Raw genomic sequence first — 25,324 nt, 5'->3', positions numbered from 1 at the left:
CGGGCCCGGCCGCCCACACTGGCGGACACCGTGCGGTCAAGGAGGAGACGCCCATGAACGGTCCCGCGAGCCTCGCGCGCGGCGTCGCGCCCGCGCCGCCGGGCACCCTGCACGCGCGCACCGTCACCGGCGACCTCCAGGCCCCGCCGAGGCCCGGCCTGACCGTGCGGTTCGGACGCGGCGAGGAGCCCGGCGTCGACCTCGGCGTCGGCGAGCACGACCTGATGGTGAGCCGCCGCCACGGCGAACTCACCTACCGCGACCGCGCCTGGTGGCTGCGCAACACCGGACGCCAGCTGCTGCGCCTGCCGCGCGGCCGGATGATGCACTCCAGCACCGACCCGGTGCCGCTCGCGCCGGGCTACACCCCACTGTTCGTACGCGGCTCCGGCTACCGCGAGCACCTGGTCGAGCTGTACGTCACGGGCCACGACGACCTGGGCCCGGTCTCCCGCCGCCGCGCCGACACCGTGCCGCCCAAGCGGTGGGCGCTGTCGGACGAGGAGCGGCTGCTGCTCGTCGTCCTCGGCCAGGAGTACCTGCTGTACGAGGAGAGCCCGCGCCCGCTGACCTATCCCAGGGCGGCCGAGCAGCTCGCCTATCTGCGCCCCGACGAGCTCTGGGGGGAGCGCAGGATCGAGTACCGGATCGAGGTCGTGCGGCGCAGGCTGCACGACAGCGGCTTCCCGTACCCGCTCCTGCACGACACGTCGGTGGGCCGCCCGTCCGACAACAGCCTGCTGCACAACCTGCTCAGGGGCCTGGTGGAGTCCACCACGCTGGTGCCGCCCGACCTCGGCCTCATGGACGACGAGCCGGACCGGTAGCGGGCAGTGACTCCAGGAGGAACACGGCGGCGTCCCGCAGGGACGGGGGCGCGGCGCCGGGCTCCCGCAGGCGGCGGGCGAGCCGCCCGAGGACCTCCGTGGTGCGCGCGGAGCCGATGGCCCCGGCGTGCGGGGCGAGGTCCGCGACCAGGTGCTCCGCGTCCCGCCAGGCCCCCGCGCGGACGAGGGCCGCGAGCAGCTGGGCGGTGAACAGGTGCCGGTAGGACGGGCCGGGGGCGGTGGCCGCGCGGTGCAGCGCGGGCACCGCCCCCTCGGTGTCGCCGAGCCGGGCGAGGACCCAGCCGCGGTGGCCGAGCAGCTCCCACTCGTCGAGCCACCACGCCCACGGCGGGTCGTGCCGCGAGACGCCGTCGAGGAACCGGCTCCCGGCCCGCGCCAGCAGGACGCGCGGCTCCCGCCGGGCGCCGAGCAGCGCGGTCGCGTGCGCCTCGCGGACCAGCACGAGGCTCGCCACCCGCGGCGGCAGCGGCCGCGGCCCCCGCGCGCGGGCGGCGGCGGCCAGCGCGGCGCGGGGGCGCCCGGTGTGGGCCAGGAGCATGCTGTCGTTCAGGAGCGTGAGGCGGGCCGTCCAGCGGTCGCCGCACCGCTCCGCGAGGGCGAGCGCACGCGCGTTGAGCCGGTGCGCCCGCCGGTAGTGGCCCGCGTCGAACAGGACCCACCCGGCGACCTCGTACAGCTCGGCGAGGGCGGCGAGCCGGTCGCCGGCCGCGCCCCGCGCGGCGCCGGGCGGGCGGCGGCGGGCCGGGTGCGCGTGCGGCCCCGCGGCCGTGCCGGGCAGGCCACGCAGGGCCGCGCGCACCAGCGGCACGGCGGCGCGGGCGCCGTGCGCCGCGTCCACGGCGACGAGCCGCCGCACCGCGTCCACGGCGTACGCGGTGACGTCGCCCTCCTCGCCCGCCCCGTGCTCCACCACGCCTCCCCGCGGCCGCAATGATCTCTATGTGCGCTGCAACGGCCCCCGCGCGGACTCTGTTCCCGCCGCGGCCGGGGCCGGGGCCGCCGCGCCCGCCCACTCCATCCGCGACCAGGGCAGCGCGAGCGCGTCCAGGGACGTGACCGTGCGCGGCGCCAGGGACGCCAGCGGGGCCGCCTCCGCGTGCCGGGCGAAGACCGTGTCCACGTAGCGGTGGCCGGTGTCGGCGGCGACGAAGACCGTGGTGCGGCCGGGGTCGGCGGCGTGCTCCCAGCGCGCGGCCGCGTATCCGGCGCCGGTGGACAGGCCCGCGAACACCGCGTGCCGCCGCAGCAGGTCCACGCTCCCGGCGAGCGCGGTGTCGAAGGACAGCCAGTGCAGGGTGTCGTACGCCGGGTGGCGGACGTTGGCGAACGGGATGGAGCTGCCGATCCCGGCGATGATGATCTCCGGGTCGGCGACGTGTTCGCTGCCGAAGGTGACGCTGCCGAAGGGCTGCACGCCGACCAGGCGCACGTCGGGGCGGCGGGCCCGCGCGTAGCGGGCGAGGGCGCCGGTGGAGGCGCCGGAGCCCACGCCGCCGACGAGGGTGAGGCCGCCGGTGGCGCCGGTCTCCGCGCACACGCGGTCCGCGATCGCCTCGTAGCCGAGGTAGTGGATGTCGTCGTGGTACTGCCGCATCCAGAAGTACTCGGGGTGCTCGCGCAGGATCTCGTGGACGCGCGCGACGCGCCGCCGCTGGTCGAGCTTCAGGTCGTCGCTCGGCGGCATCTGCTCCAAGGTGGCGCCGAGGACGGCCAGTTGGGTGCGCAGGGTGTGGTCGACGGTGGTGGAGCCGACGATGTGGCAGCGCATGCCGTAGCGGTGGCAGGCGAGCGCAAGCGCGTAGGCGTAGATGCCGCTCGAACTGTCGAGCAGCGTGTCGCCGCGGCGCACCGCGCCGGTGTCCAGGAGGTGGCGCACGGCCGCGAGGGCCGAGACGGCCTTCATGGTCTCAAAGCGCAGGCAGACGAACCCGTCGGCCACGCGTATCAGGTCGGGGCGGCCGATCGCTTCCGCGATGTGCTCGTCCATGCGGGGACTCCTCGCTCGGGGTCGCAGGCGGGGTGGGGGTGGTGTGGAAGGTGTAGGTGGCGGGGATGCCCGTGGCCGCGAGGGCCCGGCGGCAGGCGCGCACCCGGCCGCGCAGGTCCCGCGCGGCGGGGTCGAAGAGCAGCCCCGCCACGTTGCCGCTGTGCGCGACCTGTACGCCGAGCGCGCCGACGCGGCCCGCGATGCCGGTGAGCGCGGTGAACTCCGCGTGCGGCAGGACCCGCTGGCGCAGCCGGGCGCTCTCGGTGGCGACGTGGCCGAGCAGCGCGGGGTCGGCGGCGGCGACGGCCTGGCGCAGCAGTCCCCGCAGCCGCTCGTAGGCCGGTACGTCGGTGTCGTCCGCCGGGGCGGGGGCGGGCAGCGCGAGGGTGTCCACCGACCGGCCGCCGCCGAGCGCGCAGCCGACGACGACCGCCGGGGGCAGGGCCGCGCCGAGGTCCTCCAGGACGCGGCCCTCGCGCTGGGCGAACAGCAGCGCGCGGCCGTCCAGCATCAGCGGGTCCGAGGCCCGCTCGGCGCGCACCGCGAGGCGCGCGACCGCCGCAGGCGCGAGGCGCACGCCGAACGCGTCGGCGACCGCGCGCACGGCCGCGATCACGTCGCTGCTGGACGAACCCATGCCGAGCCCCACCGGGACGTCGCCGACGAGCCGCAACTCGCCGCCGCCCAGCGGCCTCCGGCAGTGCGCGGCGCACTCGGCGAGGGCGTACGTCGCCGCGCGCAGCGCCTTGGTGCGGTCGGCGGGGACCACCGTCACTGCCGCGGTGCCCGGGCGGCGGGTGAACTCCGCGCGGGTGCCGAGCCCGGCGAGCGGCAGCGTGACCAGGCCCGCGACGCGCCGCCCGCGCCCGTCAAGGAACACGCCCTGGAGGATCTCGCCGTGGTGACAGGCGGCCCGCCCGGTCCCGGCCCTCACGCCCCGTCCTCGTCGCCCGGCGCGGCCCGGTACCGGTACAGGACCGTCGGCTCGGCGCTGAACTGCGAGAACGGGAACGGCTCCGCGGACAGCGCGGTGACCCCCGCGCCCAGGAAGGCCCGCGCGACCGCGCTGCCGGACTGCGCGTACACGACCAGCGGGACGCCCCGCTCGCGGCAGCGGGCGAGGATCGTGTCGAAGCTGCCGTTGGACAGGGTCATGCCGGTGGCGACGACGGCGTCCGCGGCGTCGAGGACCTCGTGCATGTCGCGGCTCACGGGGTCGCCCCACTGGGTCGTCCGCAGGTTGAAGTCGCAGGGCAGCGGGTCGCCGCCGCGCTCGCGGATCGCCGCGACGAGCGGGTTGACGACGCCGATCAGCGCGACCCTGGCGCCCGGCTCGATGTCGAGCAGGCCCGCGATGGCCGTGTCCCGGGCCACCGCGCGCACCTCCGGCGGCCCGGCGGGCAGCGTCACCGGCTCGGCCCCGGGCGTTCGCCGGTGCGGCGCGACACAGGCCAGATAGGCGTCGAGGGCGGCCGTGCGCAGCGGCGTCGGCGCGTCCTTCAGGAGTGTGCCGAGCGAACTCCCCGACGCCTCGCGGCAGATGGCCGGGTCGATCTCGCCCGCCTCGAAGGCGCAGCCGCCGAAGGCCCCGCCGACGCGGACGAGGACGTACTGGTTGAGGTAGGTGACGTCGCCCCCGGCGAGCCGCGTGCCGTGGTGGATCCAGAACACGCTGGTGGCCGTGAGACCGGCCGGATCGGGCCCCAGTTCGCCCGCGAGGGCGGCGCCGAGGAGTTCCTGGACGTTCCCGGGGCGCGTCATGCCCGGCCTCCGCGGGTGAAGGCGAACAGGAAGGTGAGGACGCCGTCGTGCCAGTCGCGCACCGAGTCGACCCGTGGCGCGAAGCCCCGCTCCTGGGCGTCCTGGACGATGCGGCGCAGATCGGCGGTGTTCGACGCGATCACGTACGCCACGCCGTCGGGCGCGAGCAGGTCCCGCTCGGCGAGCTGGGTGAAGAACCGCGCGAGCAGGCCCGAGCCGACGCAGGTGTTGCGCACGACGTCGGGGTCGTCGCTCACCGGCCGGCTGACGGCGGGCGGGTTGAAGGTGACGACGTCGAGCCGCGCGCCCGGCGGGAGCCCGTCGAAGAGGTCGCCTGCGGCGGGCAGGAACGCCGTGCCCTCCCGGGGGCCGACCAGACGGGCGTAGTGCCGGGCCGCGGTGGCGACGCTGGTGGCGTGCACGTCCATCGCGTAGATCTCGCGCGCCCCGCGCACCCCGGCGGCCACGGCCTCCACGCCGAGCCCGGCCCCCATGGCGCCGTAGCGCAGGCCGCGGGTCTCTATGCGGCCGTCGAGGATCCGCTCGTGCACCATCCGGCTGGTCTCGCCGGGCAGGAACACGCCGGGCGGCACGTCGAAGCTCCAGCCGTTCCACTCGTACGCGCGCGTGGTGTGCAGGTCCGCCTTCGGCTGGTTGAGCGCGACGATCCGCTCGGCGGGCAGGGGCGGCGGCAGCTGCCGCAGCAGGTCGGGGCCGGTGGCTCGGGTGTTCATCAACTGTCCTTTTCCGTAGGGGAGTCGGGGGGAGGGAGGGGGCCGCGGTAGCTGATCGCGAGATGGCCGAGGGCGTCGGGGCCCGGCTCGGCGTCGACCTCGAAGACCTCCGCGAGCAGCTCGGGCGTCAGGACGTCCTTCGGCGGCCCGGCGGCGACGAGGCGTCCGCCGTGCAGCAGGAGCAGCCGGTCGCAGTGGCGGGCGGCGAGCGACAGGTCGTGCAGCGCGACCAGGACGGTCTGGTCGGTGCCCGCGAGCAGGGCGAGCAGCTCCAACTGGTGCTTGACGTCGAGGTGGTTGGTCGGCTCGTCGAGGAGGATCGCGTACGGCTGCTGGGCGAGCGCGCGGGCGATGTGGGCGCGCTGGCGCTCGCCGCCGGACAGGGCCTTCCAGGCGCGCTCGCGCAGCCCGGTCAGGCCGAGCCGCGCCAGGGCGGCCTCGACGACGGCCCGGTCGTGCGCGCCGGGCCCGCGCCACCGGTCCCCGAACGGCGTCCGGCCGAGGCCCACCACGTCCACGACCCGCAGCTCGCTGTCGGTGTCGGCGGCCTGCTCCACGAAGGCGACGCGCCGGGCGACGCGCCGCGCGCCCCAGGGCCCGATCGGCTCGCCGTCGTAGCGGACGACGCCCTCGGTGGGCGCCCGCAGCCCGGCCAGGCACCGCAACAGGGAGGACTTGCCGGAGCCGTTGGGCCCGATCAGGCCGACGGTCTCGCCCGGGGCGACGTCCAGGGACACGCCGTCGACGACGGCCCGGCCCGCGACCGCCCAGCTCACGTTCTGCGCGGTGATCCTCACAGCTCACCCCGCCCGCGCAGGACGAGCAGGAACAGCGGCACGCCGAGCAGCGCGGTGAACACGCCGACGGGCACCTCCTGCGGGGTGAACGCGACCCGCGCGAGCGCGTCCGTCCACACCAGGAACACCGCGCCGACCAGGGCCGACAGCGGAAGCAGCACCCGGTGCCGGGGGCCGACGAGGAACCGTACGCCGTGCGGCACGATCAGGCCGACGAAGCCGATCGCGCCCACGGAGGCGACGGCCACCGACGTCATCAGGGACGTCACGACGAGGAGCACCCAGCGCGTGGTGCGCACGTCGACGCCGAGCGACGAGGCCGCGTCCGCGCCGAAGGAGAACCCGTCGAGGGCCGCCGAGTTGAGCCAGAGCACGAGCAGGCCCACCGCCGTCACGACGGCCGTCACGGCCACCGCGTCCCAGCGCGCGGGCGCCATCGAGCCGAGCAGCCACTGCGTGATCGCCCGGATCATCTCCGCGTCGCCGGACGCCATCAGGACGAGCGAGGTGAGGGCCGTGAACAGCTGCGACACCACGACGCCCGTCAGGACGATCCGCACCGAGTCCAGGCCGCCGCGCCGCAGCAGCAGCATCAGCAGGGCGAACGACACCATGGCGCCCACGAACGCGCCGCCCGTCACACCGAGCGAGGCGGACCCGACGCCGAGCACCACGACGGTGACCGCGCCGGTCGAGGCGCCCGAGGAGATGCCCAGGAGATAGGGGTCGGCGAGGGCGTTGCGCGTGACCGCCTGGAGCGCGGCGCCGCACACCGCGAGGGTGGCGCCGACCAGGGCCGCGAGCAGCACGCGCGGCACCCTGAGTTCCCAGATCAGCGAGTCCACGAGCGGCGCCGGGGGCTCGGCGCCGAGCCCCAGGTGGTAGCCCGCGCTGCGGGCGATGTCCCCGTAGCCGACGTCGGTGGTGCCGATGCGCACGGACACGGCGGCGGACGCGACGAGGGCGAGCGCGGCCAGGAGGAAGAGCCCGGCCCGCGCGCCCGGCCCCCGCAGCACGTTCCGGGCGGCGGGGGAGGGGGCGGCGGCCCCGGGGGAGCGCGCCGCCGTCCGGGCCGACGGGTGCAGCAGGTCCACCGCGCCGCCGCCTGGACCCGGCGGCGCGGGCGGGCCGACGACGCCCACCGGACCCGGGCTAGCGGACATACCCGAGGTCCTTCATCCCCGTGACGAGCCGCGGCAGGGCGCCGACCGCGCGGACCGAGGGGTCCATCTCCGTGCCGGGTATCTCGATGAAGCGCTTCTCCCGCACGGCGGGCAGCTTCGCCATCACCGGGTCGGCACGGACCGCGGCGAGCTTGTCCGCGGCACTGTCGCCCGGCTTGCCGCGCTCCGACAGATCGCCGAGCACGATGAAGTCCGGCTTGCGCTTGGCGACTTCCTCCCAGCTGACCTGCGGCCAGTCCTCGTCGACGTCGTCGAAGGCGTTCCGCGCGCCGACCACGCGGCTCATCTCGCTGGGTATCGCGGAGCCGCCCGCCACGTACGGCGTGTCGCCGTACACCGAGTACAGCCACACCACGGTCGGCTCGCCCTTGACCCGCTTCTTCGTCTTCGCGGCCCCGGCGAGCGCGGCGCGCTGCTCCCGCACGAGCTTCTCGGCGCGCTTCTCGACGCCGAAGACCTTGCCGAGGTCGGCGTAGTCCTTGAAGAGCAGCTCGAAGGGGGTGCGGTCGGTGCCCCGCGGCGGGCAGTCCACGGCGCTCACGAACGACGGCAGTCCGAGGCGGGCCAGCTCCTCGCGGGTGCCGACGCGGTCCTTGGTGAAGTAGTCCGCGAAGCCGCCGACGGCGAGGTCGGGCGCCGCGGCCCGCAGCTGCTCGCTCGTGAGGATCTTCGGGCTGACCACCTTCACCTCGTCGTACGCCGCCTTGTACTCCGGCGCGATCTTCGTCTTGAGGTTGGACGTGCCGGCCATGCGGCCCTGGAGCCCGAGCGCGAGGAGCACCTCGGTGGAGGACTGGTCGAGGGCGACGGCGCGCTTCGGCGGACCGTCGAGCTCCAGCTTCTTCCCGCAGCTCGTGACGGTCGTCCTGTGGGCGGCGGCCGCCCCGTCGTCCGACGGGTCGCTGCCGCCGGAGGCGCAGCCGACGGCCGTGAGGGACAGGGCGAGGGCGACGGTGCCGAGGCGGGCGGGGTGACGCGGACGCATGGGACCTCCGGTGTGGATGGGGACGCGACCACTGTACTGTAATGGCAATCATTTTCATTAACAGGTCTCGGGGTGCCCGCCGACGTGGCGCGGCCACCCGTGGGTGGGCGCCAAATCCCTTGCCAGTGCGGGGACTCGGGGTCTCCAACGAGGCCGCATAACGATTTCAAGACCGCGCGGTCCGCGCGGACGACAGCAGAGGAGTACGTCACGTGGCGACCACGCCAACGCAAGCGGCCGGGCCCGCCGAGGGTGCGGAAGGGAGCGCGGTAGGAAGCGCGGAAGAGGGCGCGGAACGGGGCGCGGAACGGGGCACGGGAGGGGGCGTGGAACGGGGCGCGGAAGGGGGCGTGGCTCCCGCGCGGAGCGTCCTGCGGGAACCCGCCTTCCTGCGGCTCTGGGCGGGCACCACCGCGTCCGGGCTCGCCACCTGGGCGCTGCCCTTCGTCCTCGGGCTCGCCGTGCTCGACCGCACCATCGGCGCGGCCGCCCTCGGCCTGCTGCTCGCCGCCCGCACCGCGGGCTTCCTCGTCGCGGTCGCCGTCGGCGGCGTCCTCGCCGACCGGTACTCGCGGCGCGGCGTGGTGCTCTGGTCGGGCCTCGCCGCCGCGGCCGCGACGCCCCTCCTCGCGCTCGGCCTCGGCCGCTCGCTCGCGCTGACGCTCGTGGCCGCCGCGGTCGCGGGCGCCGGGCAGGGCGCGTGCCGCCCCGCCTTCCAGGCGCTGACCGCCGAGGTCGTCGACGAGGACCGGCGCCAGGCCGCCAACGCCGCGATGACCCTCTCCGTACGGGTCACCACGCTCACCGGGCCCGCGCTCACCGCGCTGCTCGCCGTCGTCCTCGACACCTGGGCGCTGCTGCTCGGGATCGGCGTGCTGTGGCTGGTGGCGGCGCTGGTGCCGGGCCCCGGCCGGGCGGACACGGCGGCCGCGGCGGACGCGGGCCCGCCCGGTGAACGCCCCTCCTTCCTCGCGGAGTTCGGCGAAGGGCTGCGCGAGGCCCGGCGCCACCCCTGGTTCCTGGCCGGACTCGGGGCGCTGACCACCGTCATAGCCACCGGCTACTCGGCGACCGGCGTGGCGCTGCCGCTGGTCAGCCGCGACAAGTACGGCACCGGGGTGGTCCTGGCCGCCGCCATGACCGCGTACACCCTCGGGGCGCTCGGCGGCGCCCTGGTCGTCGCCCGCTGGCGGCCGCGCGCCCAGGGCCGGGCCGCCCTCGCGGGCCTCGCCCTCTACGGCTTCGCGCCGCTGAGCCTCGTCCTGCCGGTGCACTGGACGGTCGTCGTGGCGGCGTACGCGGTGGCCGGGGTGGGCATCGAACTGTTCAACGTGCCGTGGTTCACCGCCACCCAGCGCGAGGTCGCGCCCGACAAGCTGGCGCGGGTGTCGTCCCTGGACTTCATGCTGTCCTACGGCCTCGCCCCCGCGGGCCTCGCCCTGATCGCCCCGGCCATCGACACCTTCGGCCCCCGCCCGGTCCTCGCGGCCTGCGCGGCCCTGTGCTTCGCGGCCCCGGCGGCGGCGGCCCTGGTGCCGAGCAGTCGGGGGTTCAGCAGGTCTCCGGCCTGATCCCGGCGGAAGGCGACGGCGCGCGGCCGAAGGATTCAGCCCGTCCGGCGTTTGAGGACAAGGCGCGGAGCGCCGGTGAGGAGGGGGTCCGAGGGGCGGCAGCCCCCGGAGGGCCCGGCTACAGCGGGGCCTGCCAGGTGGTGGTGCCGGTGTCGGAGGCGGCGTCCGTCTCGCCGTCGTCGTGGACGACGAGCCGCACCCCGGCACGCCCGTCCGGCAGGACCCCCGCCTCGACCGTCACCTCGATCCGGGAGACGCCGGGGCGCCGCGACGTCGCGGCCAGGGCCCGGCGCAGGGCGGCGAGGAGGCGGCCCGCGGCGGGCTCCGTGACCCGGGTGTCCACGGCGCCCGTGAAGTGCACCGACGGCTGCACCCCGAGCACCGCGCCCGCCCCGGCCGTCTCCTTGAGCACCTTGCCCCGGAACGTCGTCGGCGCGTCGGCGGGCGGCTGCTGGAGCGCGAAGATCGCCGTCCGCACCTCCTGGATGGTGGACTCCAGCTCGTCCACCGCCTGGTCGAGCGCCGACTGCTCGGGGGCGGAACCGGCCCTGCGGCGCGTCGACTCCAGCATCATGCCGGTCGCGAAGAGCCGCTGGACGACGAGGTCGTGCAGGTCGCGGGCGATGCGGTCGCGGTCCTCGAACACGGCGAGCCGCTGCCGGGACTGCTGCGCGTCGGCGAGCACGAGGGCGAGCGCGGCCTGCGAGGCGAACTGGGTGGCGAGCAGCCGCTCCACCGCCGTGTACGGGCGTTCGCCGCGGCGGCGCGGCAGCGCGAGCGTACCGATGAGACGGCCGCCAGCCTGCAGCGGCAGCATCATGCTCGGCCCGAAACGGGACCGCACATGGGTCGTCATCCGGGGGTCGGTCGCCGAGTCCTCGATGAACACCGGCTGCCCGCCCAGGAGTTGTTCGAGGACCGCGCTGCCGGGCTCGATGGTGGTCCCCATGAGGTCGTTCTGCGCGGCCGCGGCGGGGTGGCGCCGGTATCCCGGCCCGGCCGCCCCCGAGGTCGCCGCCGCGACGATCCGCATGCCGCCCTCGGCCGTCGGCTGGAGGACGACGCCCGCCGCCGCGTCCGCGAGGAGCCGGGCCTGCTGAGCCACCGTCATCAGGGCGTCGGGCGCCGCCTCACCGGTGAGGAGGGCCGTGGTGACCGCCGCCGCGCCCTCGATCCAGCGCTCCCGCTGCCGGGCGGTCTCGTACAGGCGGGCGTTGGCGATGGCGATGCCCGCCTGGCTCGCGAGGACCCGCAGCATCCCCCGGTCCTCGGCGGTGAAGGCGCCGCCCCGCGCGTGGGTGAGGCGGAGCAGGCCGAACTCCTCGTCCTGGACGCGGATGGGGACGCTCAGCATGGAGGGGTCCGTGCCGCCCCCGGAGTCCGTCGCGCCGGGCTCCGGCTCCCGCTCTGCCCCGGCCGTGAACCGCTCCGGCCGCGCGCCCTCCGCCGCCGGGACCCGCAGCACGGCGTACCGGGCCCCGGTCAACGCGGCGGCGCTGTCCACGATGTGCTGGAGCGTGGGGCGCAGGGACAGCTCCGTGCCGATGCCGATGACCGCGTCCAGGAGCAGCGGCAGGGGCGGCGGAGCTCCGCTGACGACGTCGTCGGTCATGGCGGCGGCGTACTCCCGTCCCGGACGGGCCGGGCCTCGTCAGCCTGTCAGGGGAGCGAGGACCAGCGGCTGGATCTTGCCCTCAAGCATGGCACCGAGGCCGAGCACCGCGCACACGTCGGGGCGCTCCGCGATGTGCACGGGCATGCCCGTCGCGTTCCGCAGCATCTGGTCGAGGCCGGGGAGCAGCGCGCTGCCGCCGACCATCATGATGCCCCGGTCGGCGAGGTCGGCCACGAGGTCCGGCGGGCAGTCGCGCAGCACCTTGCCGATGCCGTCGAGCACGGCGGTGAGCGGGGTGTGGATGGCGTTGCGGACGGCGGCCGTGTCGACCTGGACGGAGCGGGCCAGGCCCGTCGCGACGTCCCTGCCGTGGATCTCGGTGGACTCCGGGCCGTGCGGGGTCAGGCCGTTGCCGCTGAGGGCGAGCTGGAGGGGGCGTACCGACTGGGAGGGCAGCATCAGTTCGTGCTGGTGGCGCAGGTGCTGCACGATCGCGTGGTCGATGGCCTCGCCGCCCACCGGGATCCGCTCGGCCGTCACGATGGAGCCGAGGGAGAGCACCGCGACCTGCGTGGTCGCGGCGCCGCACACCATGATCATGGTCGCTTCGGCGCGCTCCACCGGAAGCCCGCAGCCCACCGCCGCCGCGATGAGCGTGTCCACCAGTTCCACGCGCCGCGCGCCGAGGCCCACCAGGGTCTCGACGGTGGCGCGCTGCGCGAGCGGGTCCGCGTCGTGCGGGGTGCACGCGGCCGCGCGCAGGCGGGGCTTGCGGCGCAGGGTGCGGCGCAGCTTCTCGCCGAGCAGGCTGCGCAGCATGCGCTGGGCCATCTGGATGTCAACGACCGTGCCGCCGGACACGGGGCGTACGACACGGATGTAGGCGGGGGTGCGGCCCGTCATCTGCTCCGCGAACTGGCCGACCGCGATGAGCGCGCCCGTGCGCGTGTTCACGGCGGCCACGCTCGGCTCGTCCACGACGAGCCCAGCCCCCTTCACGAACACGCGCGTGCGGGCCGCCCCCAGGTCGACGCCGATATGGCAGCGGCGCAGCTGTTCCAGACTGACGGTCACGGCGGATCCTCCCGAGAGCACGCGGGGGCCCACCGGGCGGTGGGCCCTGCCCTTCGCATCCTGCGGGGGCCCGGGGGCGGCCGCATGCGGGGGTGGGCCGGGCGGGGTGCGGCCGAGCGGGTGGTTCCGCACACCGGACGGGCCGGGCTCCCCGGCGCGTAAATCGGTACGTGGCCTCCAGAGGGGCCGGTTAGCATCCCGTGTGACACGAGCATCCACTGAAGACGCGACTGACGACGAGCGCCCCGCCATAGCGGACACGGGGCCCGGTTCCGGCGCGTCCGCCGCGCCCAAGCGCCGTATCCTCGCCGATCTGACCCCGCTGCGGACCTCCGCGGACTACCGGCGCCTGTGGTTCGGCAACACCGTCTCCTGGATCGGCCAGGCGATGACCGCCCTCGCGGTGTCCCTCCAGGTGTACGACATCACCGGGTCCAGCTTCTCGGTCGGCCTCGTCGGACTGTTCTCACTCGTCCCGCTCGTCGTCTTCGGCCTGTACGGGGGCGCGATCGCGGACACCGTGGACCGCCGCAAGCTCGGCCTGTACTCGGCCATGGGCCTGTGCGCCCTGTCGGTGGTCCTCGCGGCGGCGGCGTTCGCGGACTTCCACCACGTGTGGTTCCTGTACGGCGTGGTCGCGCTCCAGGCGACGTGCGGCGCCCTGAACTCGCCCGCCCGCACCGCGATGATCCCCCGCCTGCTCCCGCCCGAGCAGCTGCCCGCCGCCAACGCCCTCACCTCCCTGACCACCACCTCCGGCACGACCGTCGGCCCCATGCTGGGCGGCCTCATCGTCGGCCTGTGGGGCTACCAGGCGGCGTACGCCATCGACGCCGTCGCCTTCACGGCCGCCCTGTACGCGATGTGGCGGCTGCCGGCGATGCTCCCCGGCGACGACGGTGCCGATGGCGCCGACGGCGGCGGCGCGGCGGCGGACGGCGGCAAGCGGCGCCGGGCCTCCGTCGTCGACGGCCTGCGCTTCCTCGCCACCCGGCCCAACCTGCGCATGACGTTCTTCACCGACATGTGCGCGATGGTGCTCGCGCACCCGCGCGCGCTGTTCCCCGCCATCGCCATCGTCTGGTACGGCGGCGACGCGAAGACCGCGGGCCTGCTCGCGGCGGCGCCCGCCGTGGGCGCGCTGCTCGGCGGCGTGTTCTCCGGGTGGCTCGGCCGCATCCACCACCACGGGTTCGCCATCGCGCTCTCGGTGGCGGGCTGGGGCACGGCCGTCGCCGTCTTCGGCCTCACCCGCGACCTCTGGCTGGGCGTCGTCTTCCTGGCCCTCGCGGGCGCCGCCGACACCATCTCCATGGTGTTCCGCAGCACCATGCTCCAGGCGGCCACGCCGGACGCCATGCGGGGGCGCCTGCAAGGCGTGTTCATCGTGGTGGTGGCGGGCGGCCCCCGCCTCGGCGACTTCCTCGCGGGCACGGTCGGCGACCTGGCATCGCCCCGGGTGGCGATCGTCGGCGGCGGCGCGGCGTGCGTCCTCGCGGTGGGCCTGCTGGTGCTGCGCTGGCGCGCCTTCCTCCGCTACGACGCCCGCGACCCGCAGGCCTGACGCCACGACGCCCGTGACCCGGGCGGGCCCGGCCGGTCAGCGGCCGCGCACGGCGTCCACGACCTCCGCAAGGGAGCCCACGGTGTGCCGGGCCCCGGCGGCGAGGAGGCGGTCCCGGGCGCGGCCGTCCGGGGCGAGCCCCACGAACGGCACCCCGGCGGCCGCCGCCGCCCCGGCCTCCGCCACGGTGGACCCGATCATCACGCAGCGCTCCGCGGGGGTGCGGAGGCGTTCCAGGACCCGGCGCAGCCCGTCCGGGTCGGGCAGCAGCCGCGTCAGGTCGGGCCTGCGGCAGGCGATCGCGTCGGCCGGGACGTCGAGCGCGTGCGTCGCCACGTACGTCGCCACGGCGCGCGGCGCGGTGTCGGTGACGACGCCCAGGCCCCGGCGGGCGGCCCGCACCGCCCGCACCAGCGCGGCGGCGTGCGGCACGGGCCGCGCCCCGTACACCGCCTGACGCTCGATCCGGTCCAGCTGGTCGTGCAGCTCGCCCGCCGGGGCGCCCTCCCCGGCGAACGCGCGCAGGACGTCCACCGGGTGCGCGAACTCAGCCCCGGCCCCGTCCCCGTCGACCTCCCGCTCCCGCACGACCAGCGAGAGCAGCCGCAGCGCGGCGTCCCGGGCCTTGCCGGGGGCGTAGAGGCGGGCGAGGGTGCCGTCGAAGCCGAGGACGACGGCGGCGGCGCGGCCGAGGTCCGCCGCCAGGGCGCCGGGGTCGGCCGGGAGCCTGCGGTACCAGGACTCCGCGCCGGGCACGGGCTCGAAGAGCGGGTCGTCCAGGGCCGCGCGCAGCGCGGAGGGGACGACCACGAGCGCGTGGTCGGTGCTCGGCGGCAGGCCCGGCCCCGGGGGGTCGTCGACCGTGACGACGAGGCCGAGCCCGTTGAACCTCCGTACGACGTCGGGCAGTTCCTCCAGGAGCACGGTCATCAGCTCGGGCAGGGGGGTGCCGGGGCCGAGGGCCGCGTCCCAGCCGTTCTCGCGGGGCAGCAGCTCGAACTGCTCGGCCCCGACGCCGCCCTGGACCAGCAGCTCGATCACCGCCCGGCTCAGCTTCGTCAGGGCGTCCGCCTGCCAGCCCGGGCGGGCCGCGAAGGCGAAGGAGAGGGTCGTACCGGTGTCGGACACGCGCTCCAGGAGCGACTGGCGCATGCCGCGCAGCTGCGCGCGGAACGCGCGGGCGGCGGGTCCCGGCACGCCCTCCAAGGGCTCGTCCGTCCACAGCGCGAGCGCGGCCGCGGCGCGTTCGGCGAAGGGCCGGGCGCTCCCCGCCGCGTACGCGCGCTCCGCCCCGGCGTGCAGGTCCCGGAAGCGGAGGACGTCGACGGCGGCGGTTCCGTCCACCGGGTCCATCGGCAGGAAGTAGCCGTCGTCGTCCCGCATCACGCCGAGGGTCTCGGACAGGCGGGTGACGTAGGCGTCGACGAGGCGATCCGCGTCGGGCGGCACGTCGTCCTCGTCCCAGAGGGCGGCCACCAGACCGTCCTCGTCGACGGGTTCTCCCTCCGCCCGTACGAGGGCGAGGAGCAGCGCCTGTTCCGGGCCCGGACCGGTGGGCAGCGGGCGCTCGTCCTGGAACACGCGGACGCGGCCGAAGAAGCAGTAGCGGCGGCCCGTGAACGCCAGGTCGCGCAGGCGCGTGAACCCCTCCTCCTGGGTGTCCGGGTGGTGGGACAGGAGGTCGGTGATGGAGGTCTCCAGGACCACGCGCAGCCGCTCCGGCAGGCCCGTGAGCCGCAGGTGGAGCGTTCCCCCGGGCTCCTGGCCCAGGCACAGCGTGCGGACGAGTTCCCCCAGCGCGCGGAAGTCGTCGGTGCGGCTCGCGGTGCCGAGCGGCACGAAGTCCAGGACCTTCAGGACGGGGCCCTCCGGCGTGACGAACACGGTCCGCAGGGAGAGCGCCCCGTGGGGGAGGCCGTGGTCGTGCAGGAGGGCCAGGGCCTCGGCGATGCCGGGCAGCAGCGAGATCAGCTGCGGGCCGGGCAGGCCGTGCGGGGAGTCGCGCAGCAGGACGCGCAGGTCGTTCCCGTGGATGTACGCCTGCACCACGTAGGGGGAGGTGTCCACCACGCCGTAGTCGGTGACGGCGGCCACGCCCGGGTGGCGGAGCTTGACGAGCCGCATCGCGTTCCCGAGCACGTTCAGGCGTCCCCACGTCCGGCGTGAGTAGGTCCGGATCAGCACCTGTTCGCCGTCGCCGCGGGTGTCCTCGGCCAGCCACTCGTCCGCCGCCGCCATGCGGTGCAGCAGCCGGTAGCGGCCCGCGAAAAGACCCGTGTGCTCGGTGAGGCGCCGCACGCTGTCCGGACTCACCTCGGCGAAGGGCTCCGCCGCCACTTCCTCGGCGCCCCGGCCCGTTCCGGGGGCCACGGCCCGCAGCGCTCCCGGCGCCGTTCCCGCCCGCTCGTCGATCAACGCGCCCACCCGGGCCAGGAGTTGCCGGGTCCGTTCCCTGGCGGACCGCGGCAGGGTCGTGAGCAGCACCTCCCGCACGCCCTCGCGGAAGGCGTACGCCCCGGGCGCTCCGCCCGGCCGCTCCCTCAGCATGCCGCTGAGGACGACCTCCGCCAGGTGCTGGGGGAGCGGGCGGCGTGACACGGCGGCGTGGACGAGCCGCATCACCGGAAGGTGCGGTTCGCCCACCGCCAGATGACCGGCGAGGCGGAACGCCTCCGGGGACGCCGACGAGCGGAAGCGCAGGACCAGGTCCTCGGCGGACAGCAGCGCGACGTCCTCGCGCGGCGGCTCGCCGTCGGGCGGCGCGGGGCAGGGCCCCAGCCACGCGGCGGCGCCCGGCAGTTGGCGGCCGCCGGTGTCGGCCACCAGCGCCGCCCAGTGCCGCAGCCACACCGGGGCGACCTCGACGACGGGCACCGGCACGGCTCCGGCGGGCGGGCGGGAACCGTCGTACGGGACGAAGTCGAGTGCCGCCGTCGGGGCCGCCGCGTGCGGCGCGCCGAGGAGCCCCGGGGCGGCGGGCAGCGCCGTGGTGGGCCACAGGCGTTCGGGCAGGGGCTGGGCCACCGCGAGCGGCAGCCGGTCCGCCTGGTGGCGCAGCGTCCGGAACCAGCGGCGGCCGGCCGGGCCCTCGCGCCACTGCGGGCCCATGCAGTCGCTGACCACGAGCGTGACCGTGCGGCCCGTCGCGGGTACGTCGGCCGCGCGCGCCGGGACCGTGCCGTCCGGCGCGGCGCGGTGCAGCTCCACCGTGCGGAACAGGCCCGACTGGACGAGCGCGGTGTGCAGTTCGCGGACCAGCGGCAGCCAGACCGGCATCGTGGGCCCGTCGTCGTACACCAGGCACAGCCGCAGCCAGCGCTCGTCGGCCGGGCGGAGCACCGGCAGCCAGGCGCGCGGGCCCGCCCCGAGCGCGGCGATGCGGTGGGCCGTGGCCGCCTCGTCGAGGACGTGCCGGTCGGGCGCGGGCACGCGGCGGCCGAGGGGGCGCAGGGCGCGCTGGAGGGCGAGGGGGTGGGGGATCATGGGCGGGACGGGGACGCGGATGCTGGTGCCGCCGCCGCCCGCGCCGAGGGTGCCGGACCGTGTTCCGGCGCCGGAGTCCGGCGCCGGGTCCGCCGGGCGCGGCGTTCCCTGCGGCCCCGGGCGCGGCCGCGGGCCGGGCCCCGCGGGCAGGTGCAGCGGGACGCGGTCCTCGGGCGGCGGCTCCGGCGGGGCGGGGTGCGGCGGCTCGGGCGGGGCTTCGGGACGGCGGTCGGCGGCGGGCGGGGCCGCGCGCGGGGGCCGCGCGGCCCCGTCGCCGTCCTCGTCCGGGGCGCCCGGGGGCGGCGCCATGTGCCGGGCGAGCCAGAGGAGTTCGGCCAGCTCCTCGGCCGAAGGCCCGGTGCCGGTGGAGCGCGCCGCCGCGAGCACGGCGGAGAGCCGGTCGACGGGGGTGCGCGCGGGCCCGCCGGACCGGTCCGCCGGGGGCGGCGGGGCGTCAGAAGGCGGCATCGGGCCCCTCGTCACCGGCCGGGCCCCCGCCCTCGCTCAGATACGGCATGAGCAGCCGGGCCAGCTCGTCCCGCGACGGGGCGTCGAGGCCCGCCGCGCCCGTGAGGTAGATCGCGTTGAGGAGCTGGTCGGTGGCCAGTTCGCCGCCGCTGCCGCGCTCCACGAAGCGGGTGATGAGCTCGCGGGCGTAGGCGTCGGGCGTGCCGAGGTGGGCGCGGACGATCTCCTCCAGGTGCTCGCCGTGCGGCTGCCGAAGGCGCAGCGTGACGCAGCGGCGCAGGAACGCGGGCGGGAACTCCCGCTCGCCGTTGCTGGTGAGCACCACGAACGGGAAGGCCCGGCAGCGCACCCGCCCCTGCCGGACCGCGACCGGCGGCCCGGAGTCGGCGGTGAGCAGGTCCGCCTCCGGCGCGTGGCGGGCGACGCGGACCAGCTCGGGGATCTCGTACTGGCCCTCCTCCAGGACGTTGAGGAGGTCGTTCGGGAGGTCCAGGTCGCTCTTGTCGACCTCGTCGACGAGCAGGGCGCGGGGGCGCTCGTAGGGCAGCAGGGCGGTGCCGAGCGGGCCGAGGCGCAGATGGTCCTCGACGCCCGCGCGGTCCTGGGGCGCCCCGTCCTCCTGGGCGCGACCGGCCGCGTACAGGCGCGACAGCGGGTCGTACTGGTAGAGCCCGTCGTGCAGCGTGCTGCGGCTGGTGATGTTCCACCGCAGGACCGGGCCGAGCCCCAGCTCGCGCGCGACGGCGTAGGCGAGGCTCGACTTGCCGCTGCCGGGCGGTCCGGTCACGAGCAGCGGGCGGCGCAGGTACAGGGCGGCGTTGACGAGCTGGACGCACTCCTGTGTCGCGCGGTACGTACGGGCGCGGTGCGCGCGGTCCGGCGACGTCGCGCGGGCGCCCGGCTCCGGGACCGGCAGGACGGGGCCGCCGTCGAAGGCGCGCCACGGGGGCGGCGGCGGCAGTTTCGTGATGCCGTCGTGCGGCTCGCTGCCGCCGGTGTAGACGGGCCACAGGGACATGCGGACTCCGGGATCTCCGTAGGGGGCGGGCGGTCAGGCGACGGGGGAGCGCAGCGGGGCGGGCGCGGCGTCCGGGAAGCAGCGCGGGTCGTCCCACAGCAGCTGTATGTCCCGCGCCCAGTGCCGGTCGGGCTCGTCGGCCGCGTCGGCGGCCTCCCGGAACTCCAGGACGTGGCGCGGCAGTTCGGCGGGCGGGAGCCGGGACAGATGGGCGGCGAGCTGGTCGAGGAAGGCCGCGCCCGTGCAGTCGCCGCCGTCGTGCGCGCAGCCCGTGCGCGGCCAGAGCAGCACCGGCGCGGGCGCGTTCAGGGACGCCTCGAAGTGCGGGCGCAGCCGCGGCGACCTCGGCGGCGCGGCGAAGCCCGCCAGGTCGGCCTCGTCGTGGCGCAGCCGGAAGCGCAGCTTGTTCGGCTTCTCCCCGGCGGCGCAGTCCACCCGGTGCACGGTCGTGGTGGCCTTGGCGTCGAGCCGCTCCCACTTGCGGGCGAGCTGGTGCCGCAGACCGCCCGCGCGCCGCGCCCTGTCGGTGACCACCAGCGGGTACGAGCAGCCGAGCGGCGTGGGGTCGTCGGCGCTGCGCGCCCAGTGCGCCACGGGCTCGTTCAGCCACTCGCGGGGCAGGACGAAGGCGATCAGCTCGGCCGCGTCCAGGGGGAGCCTGCCGAAGGCCTCCTCGATCAGCTCCTGCACCTGGCGGCGCACCCGCCCGCGCGCGAGCGTCCGCGAGCCCACGGGGTGCCTGCGCCCGTCCCGGCAGGCCGACACCTCGACCAGGACCTGGTCGTCCCCGGCCCCGCTGCGCGCGAGCTCCACGAGGATGGGCGACCAGACGGCCCGGTCCCGCGCCCCGGGGCCCGCCGGGGCGGGCGCGGGCGAGGGGGCGGGCGCGGCTGGCGGGGCCGGGACGCACGGCGCTTCCCGCACGCCCACCGGCCCCGGGGCCCGCACCGCCTCGCCCGCCACGGCCACGGCCTCAGGGACGGGCGCGGCCGTCCGCCCGGAGAGGCCCGCCGCCTCAACGGACGGCTCCACCAGGGCCCGCAGGGACTCCGTGAAGCGGGCCGCCGCGCCCGGCACCTCCACCTCCGAGAGTACGTACCACGCCGCCGACCACAGCGAAGGGAAGCCGTCGGGCGGCGGTGGCGGGCCGAGGGGGCCGACCGCCTCCCGGTAGAGGCGCTCCGGCGCGCAGGCGAGGGCCGCCCCGGCCCGCTCGGCCCGGTCCACCAGGTCGCGCAGGCGCGCCGGGTCCGTGCCGGGCCGCGGCGGGGCCGGGACGAGCCCGGCGAGGCGGGGCCAGTAGCGGGCCAGGACGTGCGCGGGCAGCATCCGGCCCGTGCGCACGCCCGCGGCCCCGGCCGCCGCCGAGACCATGCCGACGACGAGCCCGCTGTCCGCGAGGGCCACGGCGGCCCCGCTGAAGCCGGGCGCGAGCGGCTGCCCGTGGGCGCTCCAGGCCTCCAGCTGGATCCACTCGTCGGCGATCAACTGGGCGGCGGTGGCGCGGTACTCGGCGATGGTGCCCTCCTCGTACCCGCGGGGAAAGCCGTACGCGACCAGCCGGGGCCGGGGCTCCGCGTAGGCGTCGTCGGGCCCGGCGAACCCCGCGGGCGCGATCGGCACCGGCCTCGCCAGCTCCAGGACGGCGAGGTCGCCCGGGTCGGTGCCGCGCCCCGCCCAGCCGCCGTGCGCGTCGACCTCCGCCGCCACCGCGCCGAGGTCCCCGCGGTGCGGGAAGGCGACGGCGACCGGTGCCCGCGCGCTGTCCCGTACGACGTGTGCGCAGGTCAGCACGTGCCGGTCGGAGACGAGGAAGCCCGCGCCCGTCTCGCGGCCGCACTCCACCCGGGCGTGCCAGGACGCGCTGCTCATGAGGTGGCGGCGGACTCCGGGCGCGGGGCGGGGGCCGACGCGGGGCCCGAGGGCGCGGGGTCCTTCTCCGGTGACCAGGAGAGCCGCACCAGGAGATGGCCCTCGGCGGAGCCCTTCACGAGCACCGCCCCGGCCTCCGCCGTCATCCGCACGCCGAACTCGATCTCCACCGTGTCCGGCTTGAGCGTGCCGTCGCGGAACACCTGGAGCGCCGACTCGGCGGCCGCCCGCGCGCTGTCCAGGGTGGCCTCGAAGGTGCGGGCGGCCTGCGCGGGCCCGTCGCCGCGCGAGACGAGCCGGACGCCGTCCAGGTCGTCGGGGTCGAGCGCCACGACCACCCGCGCGCCGCTGTTCGTCGTGTACTCGACCAACCCACCGTCCATACCGCCCATGCAGCCCCCGTCGTCACGCGGGCCCAACGCGGCCCGCTGCTCGGTCTCCGAGCCCACATTCTGGCGGACGTCCCCGCTGGCGGAAAGCCGCCCTGGCAGCTTCCCGCCAGGCCCGCGCAACTCTCCCGCAACACAAGCGGACTGACACTTGCCGCATCGCTCGCGGGCCCCCGCGCCCCGGGCGCCACCCGCATGTGGTGCCGACGAAGAGAGGTCGCCTTGAGACCGAGACCCCGTCAAGCCCGCCGCCCCCGAAAGGCCCGCCGCGGACTCCTGCCCGCCGGGCTCGCCCTCGCCCTGCTGCCCGCGGGCCTGACCGCCGCCTCCGCCGCGGCGGCACCGGGGCCCGGCCCCCGGGCGCCCCAACCGGCCGCGCCCGCACGGCAGTCCACCGTCACCCTCGTCACCGGCGACGAGGTGACCGTCACCCGGCTCGGCCACGGCAAGCAGACCGTCACCGTCGACCGCCCGCGCGGCGCGAGCGGCGCCGTGCGCACGCGCGTCGTCGACGGCCGCGTCACCGTCGTACCGGACGAGGCCCGCCCCTATCTGCGCGCGGGCGTCCTGGACGAGCGCCTCTTCGACGTGTCGGAGCTGATGCGCCAAGGAGCCGGCGCCCGCCGGGGAGCACGCGGGGCCGCCTCCGGTGGCCTTCCGCTCATCGTCACGTACAAGAAGGACGCCCCCGCCGTCCGTGCGGCGCCGCGCGGCACGCGCCAGGTCCGCGCGCTGCGCAGCATCCGGGGCGCCGCGCTCAAGGCGGCCCCGGGAACGGCCTTCTGGCGGAGCGTCACCAGCGGCGGCAAGGCCCCGCGCACCCTCGGCGGCGGCATCGCGAAGGTGTGGCTCGACGGCCGGGTCCGGGCGGACATGGCGGCCAGCAACGCCCAGATCGGCACCCCCGAGGCCTGGCAGGCCGGGCTCACCGGCAAGGGCGTGAAGGTCGCCGTCCTCGACACCGGCGTCGACGCCACCCACCCCGACCTCAAGGGCCGCGTGGGCGCGACGAAGAGCTTCGTCCCCGGCGAGGAGGTCGCCGACCGGGGCGGCCACGGCACCCACGTCACCTCCACGGTCGGCGGCAGCGGCGCCGCGTCCGACGGCAAGGAGAAGGGCGTCGCGCCCGGCGCGGAGCTCGCCGTCGGCAAGGTGCTCAGCGACGAGGGCTTCGGCAGCGAGTCGCAGATCGTCGCCGGGATGGAGTGGGCCGCCAGGGACGTGGACGCCAGGATCGTGTCCCTGAGCCTCGGTTCGAGCGAGCCCAGCGACGGCACCGACCCGATGGCCGCCGCCGTCAACGCCCTCACCGAGGAGACCGGCGCCCTCTTCGTGGTCGCCGCGGGCAACACCGGCGCGCCCTCCTCCATCGGCTCGCCCGCCGCCGCCGACTCCGCGCTCACCGTCGGCGCCGTCGACTCCGCCGACGAGGCCGCGTACTTCACCAGCCAGGGCCCCCGCCACGGCGACCGGGCCCTCAAGCCCGACCTGTCCGCCCCGGGCGTGGACATCCTCGCCGCCCGCTCCCGACTGACGCCCGGACAGGGCGACTACACCACGATGAGCGGTACGTCGATGGCGACCCCGCACGTCACCGGCGTCGCCGCGCTGCTCGCCGAGCGCCACCCCGACTGGTCGGGGCAGCGGCTCAAGGACGCCCTGATGTCCACCTCGCACGAGCTCGACGCGTCCGCGTACACGCTCGGCGCGGGCCGCGTGGACGTGCCGTCCGCGATCGGCGCGAAGGTCACCGCGACCGGCGCCGCCGACCTCGGCTTCTACGCGTGGCCGTACGACGGCAACAAGCCGGTGCGCAGGACGGTGACGTACACCAACGCGTCCGACGAACCGGTGGAGTTGAGCCTGGCCGCGGAGGGCGCCGCCGAAGGCGTCGTCACGCTCGCCGACGAGAAGCTCACGGTGCCCGCGCACGGCACCGCCGCCACCACCGTCACCGGCGACGGGGCGCGGGCGCCCGTCGGCAACACCAGCGGCCGCATCGTCGCGAGCGCGGGCGGCAAGCGCGTCGCGCACACCGCGTTCGGCCTGGTCAAGGAGGAGGAGCGGTACACGCTCACGCTGCGGGTCAAGGACCGCGACGGCGCCCCCACCGGCGCCGACGTCGTCGTGCACCCGCTGGCCGAGGGCGCGGACCCCACCCCGGCGGCGGTCGGCGCCTCCGGCGAGCTGAAGCTGCGGCTCAAGCCCGGCGCGTACTCCCTGACCTCCTTCCTCGACGTGCGCGGTGCCCACGGCGCGGACTCCCTCGGCCTCGGCTTCCTCGCCGCGCCCGAGGTCACCCTCGACCGCGACAGGACCGTCACCCTCGACGCGCGCGACCTGCGGGAGATCACCGCGAAGGTCCCGCGCCGCACCGAGACCCGGCAACTGCTCATGGAGGCCGCCCGCACCGCGAACGGCTCCTCCTACCAGGGCGCCGTGCAGGTGCCCGTCAGGTACGACAGCGTCTTCGCGGCACCGACCCCGAAGGTGCGGCAGGGCGCCTTCGCGTACCGCACCGTCTGGCGCCTCGGCAAGCCCGTCCTCGACGTCGAGGGCGTCGGCGCGGCCGTCGCGCAGCCCGGCGGCACGGTTCCCGAGGGCCGGGTCCGGCTGAAGGCCTTCGACGCCGGGGACGGCACCCCGGGCGCGTACGCGGGCGGGGACGCGCGCGGCAAGGCCGCCGTCGTGCGCCGCACCGGCGCCGCCGGGCAGCCCACGCCCGCCGCGCTCGCCCGGGCCGCCCAGGACGCGGGCGCCGAGGCGCTGTTCGTCACCGACGGCGTGCCCGGCCGCCTCAACGCCTGGTTCGGCACGGACGACAACGCGGACCGGCCCCTGACGATCGCCACGGTCGACGCCGCCGACGGGGCACGGCTGCTCGCCGCCGCGCGCGCGGGCCGCACTCTGGAGACGACCGGCACCCCCTACACGCCCTACGTCTACGACCTGGAGGACGGCTTCACCGGAGCCGTCCCGGACCGGCCGCTGACCTACGCGCCGGGCACGCGCGAACTCGCCGTCGTGGACGCCGCGTTCCACGCGCCCGCGCGCAAGGCCACGCCCGGCGGGGAGTTCCGCTACTCCCTCACCGACACCTTCCCCGTCGGCCTCGGCTTCCTGGAGAAGATCGCGTACCCCGCCGAGCGCACCGACTACGTCGCCTCCGGCAAGGGCCGCCTGTGGCACGAGACCGTCCACGCCGGGCCCACCGCACTGGAGCAGCGCGGCGGGCTCGTCGACTACCGGGGCGGCAGGCACACCGCGCTGAACTGGTTCAAGCCCGTCTGGCACCCGTGGCTCGGCTCCGGGCTCGGCTGGGGCCAGGAGCGCACCGGCGACGACCTGGCCTTCAACGTGCCCGGCTGGGGCGACTCCGGGCCCGACCACACCGGCTTCGGCGACGTGTGGAACGACGACTCCATGACGCAGGTCAGCGCCGTCTACGCCGACGGCGAGCTGGTCGACCGGCGGCAGAGCTCCGGCGTCCACGTGTGGGACGCCGCGCCCGAGGAGCGCACGTACAAGGTCGTGACCGACACCACGCTCTCCGCCGAGCGGTGGCGCCTGGCCACCAAGGGCCACGCCGAGTGGACCGTCCGCTCCGCCCGCACCCCCGCCGACCGCAGGACCGTCCTGCCCGTGCTGAACCTCGGCTTCGACGTCGACACCGACCTGTACGGGGACGTGCGGGGAGGCCGGGCGCTGCCGGTGGGCCTCTCGGCCGCCTACGTCCGGGGTGCCGCCGCCCCGGGCGCCATCCGCTCCGCGCGCCTTGAGGTGTCCTACGACGACGGGGCCTCGTGGACGGACGTCCGGCTGCGGAGGGACGGGGCGTCCTGGAGCGGGAAGCTGCGGGTGCCGCGAGGTGCTGCCGCGGTGTCGCTGCGGGGCTCCGCCTCGGACGACCGGGGCGGGTCGGTCACCCAGGAGATCCTGCGCGGCGTGGGCGTGCGCTAGCCGCCCCGGATCCC

The 25,324-nt window shown here is 76.6% G+C and carries 18 protein-coding genes; 4 read left to right on the top strand and 14 right to left on the bottom strand.

Translation table 11 applies throughout. The features are described from left to right. The first annotated feature begins 53 nt into the window (after positions 1-53). Positions 54-827 (top strand): FHA domain-containing protein, encoded by a 774-nt coding sequence (locus C9F11_RS13730; protein WP_138959567.1) that lies wholly within the window; start codon positions 54-56, stop codon positions 825-827. Here the strand turns inward: C9F11_RS13730 and C9F11_RS13725 are convergent. The 8 genes from C9F11_RS13725 to C9F11_RS13690 are packed head-to-tail and all read right to left on the bottom strand — an operon-like array spanning position 802 to position 8,296. Continuing rightward, positions 802-1,761, bottom strand: a complete 960-nt coding sequence (locus tag C9F11_RS13725; protein ID WP_249401720.1) for a DNA-binding protein — start codon at positions 1,759-1,761, stop codon at positions 802-804. The two genes, C9F11_RS13730 and C9F11_RS13725, sit on opposite strands and share 26 nt — an antisense overlap. Positions 1,762-1,785: 24 nt before the next feature. Next, positions 1,786-2,835, bottom strand: a complete 1,050-nt coding sequence (locus C9F11_RS13720) for a pyridoxal-phosphate dependent enzyme (protein WP_138959566.1) — start codon at positions 2,833-2,835, stop codon at positions 1,786-1,788. Beyond that, entirely contained in the window at positions 2,756-3,769 is a 1,014-nt protein-coding gene (locus C9F11_RS13715) for a GHMP kinase (protein ID WP_138959565.1), read from the bottom strand. The genes C9F11_RS13720 and C9F11_RS13715 overlap by 80 nt, the downstream gene beginning before the upstream one ends. After that, positions 3,766-4,596, bottom strand: a complete 831-nt coding sequence (locus C9F11_RS13710; RefSeq protein WP_138959564.1) for a DUF364 domain-containing protein — start codon at positions 4,594-4,596, stop codon at positions 3,766-3,768. The genes C9F11_RS13715 and C9F11_RS13710 overlap by 4 nt, the downstream gene beginning before the upstream one ends. Then, on the bottom strand, positions 4,593-5,330 hold the full coding sequence (locus C9F11_RS13705; protein WP_138959563.1) for a methyltransferase: 738 nt from the start codon (positions 5,328-5,330) through the stop codon (positions 4,593-4,595). Before C9F11_RS13705 ends, C9F11_RS13710 begins: the two co-directional genes overlap by 4 nt. Then, on the bottom strand, positions 5,330-6,127 hold the full coding sequence (locus tag C9F11_RS13700; protein WP_138959562.1) for an ABC transporter ATP-binding protein: 798 nt from the start codon (positions 6,125-6,127) through the stop codon (positions 5,330-5,332). The genes C9F11_RS13705 and C9F11_RS13700 overlap by 1 nt, the downstream gene beginning before the upstream one ends. Then, the gene (locus C9F11_RS13695; RefSeq protein ID WP_138959561.1) at positions 6,124-7,290 is read right to left on the bottom strand and encodes an iron chelate uptake ABC transporter family permease subunit; all 1,167 of its coding nucleotides are present in this window, start codon (positions 7,288-7,290) and stop codon (positions 6,124-6,126) included. Before C9F11_RS13695 ends, C9F11_RS13700 begins: the two co-directional genes overlap by 4 nt. Continuing rightward, positions 7,280-8,296 carry an ABC transporter substrate-binding protein gene (locus C9F11_RS13690; RefSeq protein WP_138959560.1) on the bottom strand — a complete coding sequence of 339 codons (1,017 nt, stop codon included), beginning with the start codon at positions 8,294-8,296 and terminating at the stop codon, positions 7,280-7,282. Before C9F11_RS13690 ends, C9F11_RS13695 begins: the two co-directional genes overlap by 11 nt. 350 nt (positions 8,297-8,646) lie before the next feature. On the opposite strand from C9F11_RS13690, the gene C9F11_RS13685 reads away from it, so the two are divergent. After that, positions 8,647-9,867, top strand: a complete 1,221-nt coding sequence (locus tag C9F11_RS13685) for an MFS transporter (RefSeq protein ID WP_249401719.1) — start codon at positions 8,647-8,649, stop codon at positions 9,865-9,867. 118 nt (positions 9,868-9,985) lie between these two features. Here the strand turns inward: C9F11_RS13685 and C9F11_RS13680 are convergent, their stop codons facing one another. Continuing rightward, entirely contained in the window at positions 9,986-11,479 is a 1,494-nt protein-coding gene (locus C9F11_RS13680; protein WP_138959558.1) for a GAF domain-containing protein, read from the bottom strand. 39 nt (positions 11,480-11,518) lie between these two features. Next, positions 11,519-12,556, bottom strand: coding sequence for a rod shape-determining protein (locus tag C9F11_RS13675; RefSeq protein ID WP_138959557.1), 1,038 nt, complete (start codon positions 12,554-12,556; stop codon positions 11,519-11,521). A gap of 250 nt (positions 12,557-12,806) precedes the next feature. On the opposite strand from C9F11_RS13675, the gene C9F11_RS13670 reads away from it, so the two are divergent. Continuing rightward, positions 12,807-14,120 (top strand): MFS transporter, encoded by a 1,314-nt coding sequence (locus C9F11_RS13670; protein WP_249402175.1) that lies wholly within the window; start codon positions 12,807-12,809, stop codon positions 14,118-14,120. A 36-nt stretch (positions 14,121-14,156) separates the two neighbouring features. Here C9F11_RS13670 and C9F11_RS13665 read toward each other — a convergent pair whose 3' ends face one another. Genes C9F11_RS13665 through C9F11_RS13650 form a run of 4 tightly spaced genes read right to left on the bottom strand, consistent with a single transcriptional unit; the run spans position 14,157 to position 21,344 of the window. After that, the gene (locus tag C9F11_RS13665; protein WP_138959555.1) at positions 14,157-18,071 is read right to left on the bottom strand and encodes an SAV_2336 N-terminal domain-related protein; all 3,915 of its coding nucleotides are present in this window, start codon (positions 18,069-18,071) and stop codon (positions 14,157-14,159) included. Next, positions 18,058-19,089 (bottom strand): MoxR family ATPase, encoded by a 1,032-nt coding sequence (locus C9F11_RS13660; protein WP_138959554.1) that lies wholly within the window; start codon positions 19,087-19,089, stop codon positions 18,058-18,060. The genes C9F11_RS13665 and C9F11_RS13660 overlap by 14 nt, the downstream gene beginning before the upstream one ends. Before the next feature lie 33 nt (positions 19,090-19,122). Next, positions 19,123-20,961 (bottom strand): trypsin-like peptidase domain-containing protein, encoded by a 1,839-nt coding sequence (locus tag C9F11_RS13655; protein WP_138959553.1) that lies wholly within the window; start codon positions 20,959-20,961, stop codon positions 19,123-19,125. Next, positions 20,958-21,344 (bottom strand): CU044_2847 family protein, encoded by a 387-nt coding sequence (locus C9F11_RS13650; protein WP_138959552.1) that lies wholly within the window; start codon positions 21,342-21,344, stop codon positions 20,958-20,960. Before C9F11_RS13650 ends, C9F11_RS13655 begins: the two co-directional genes overlap by 4 nt. 228 nt (positions 21,345-21,572) lie before the next feature. Between C9F11_RS13650 and C9F11_RS13645 the strand changes: the two genes are divergently transcribed. Next, on the top strand, positions 21,573-25,310 hold the full coding sequence (locus C9F11_RS13645; RefSeq protein ID WP_249401718.1) for a S8 family serine peptidase: 3,738 nt from the start codon (positions 21,573-21,575) through the stop codon (positions 25,308-25,310). Positions 25,311-25,324: the final 14 nt, after the last annotated feature.

It is taken from the genome of Streptomyces sp. YIM 121038 (assembly GCF_006088715.1).
Taxonomy (GTDB): domain Bacteria; phylum Actinomycetota; class Actinomycetes; order Streptomycetales; family Streptomycetaceae; genus Streptomyces.
The sequence above is the reverse complement of the archived record's forward strand: the minus strand, read 5'-3'. Positions and strand labels throughout refer to the sequence as shown.

Bases quoted from the DNA above. Each gene is read 5' to 3' on its own strand.
- C9F11_RS13730 (WP_138959567.1), top strand. From the start codon at position 54: ATGAACGGTCCCGCGAGCCTCGCGCGCGGCGTCGCGCCCGCGCCGCCG.
- C9F11_RS13720 (WP_138959566.1), bottom strand. From the start codon at position 2,835: ATGGACGAGCACATCGCGGAAGCGATCGGCCGCCCCGACCTGATACGC.
- C9F11_RS13710 (WP_138959564.1), bottom strand. From the start codon at position 4,596: ATGACGCGCCCCGGGAACGTCCAGGAACTCCTCGGCGCCGCCCTCGCG.
- C9F11_RS13705 (WP_138959563.1), bottom strand. From the start codon at position 5,330: ATGAACACCCGAGCCACCGGCCCCGACCTGCTGCGGCAGCTGCCGCCG.
- C9F11_RS13695 (WP_138959561.1), bottom strand. From the start codon at position 7,290: ATGTCCGCTAGCCCGGGTCCGGTGGGCGTCGTCGGCCCGCCCGCGCCG.
- C9F11_RS13690 (WP_138959560.1), bottom strand. From the start codon at position 8,296: ATGCGTCCGCGTCACCCCGCCCGCCTCGGCACCGTCGCCCTCGCCCTG.
- C9F11_RS13680 (WP_138959558.1), bottom strand. From the start codon at position 11,479: ATGACCGACGACGTCGTCAGCGGAGCTCCGCCGCCCCTGCCGCTGCTC.
- C9F11_RS13665 (WP_138959555.1), bottom strand. From the start codon at position 18,071: ATGCCGCCTTCTGACGCCCCGCCGCCCCCGGCGGACCGGTCCGGCGGG.
- C9F11_RS13660 (WP_138959554.1), bottom strand. From the start codon at position 19,089: ATGTCCCTGTGGCCCGTCTACACCGGCGGCAGCGAGCCGCACGACGGC.
- C9F11_RS13655 (WP_138959553.1), bottom strand. From the start codon at position 20,961: ATGAGCAGCGCGTCCTGGCACGCCCGGGTGGAGTGCGGCCGCGAGACG.
- C9F11_RS13650 (WP_138959552.1), bottom strand. From the start codon at position 21,344: ATGGACGGTGGGTTGGTCGAGTACACGACGAACAGCGGCGCGCGGGTG.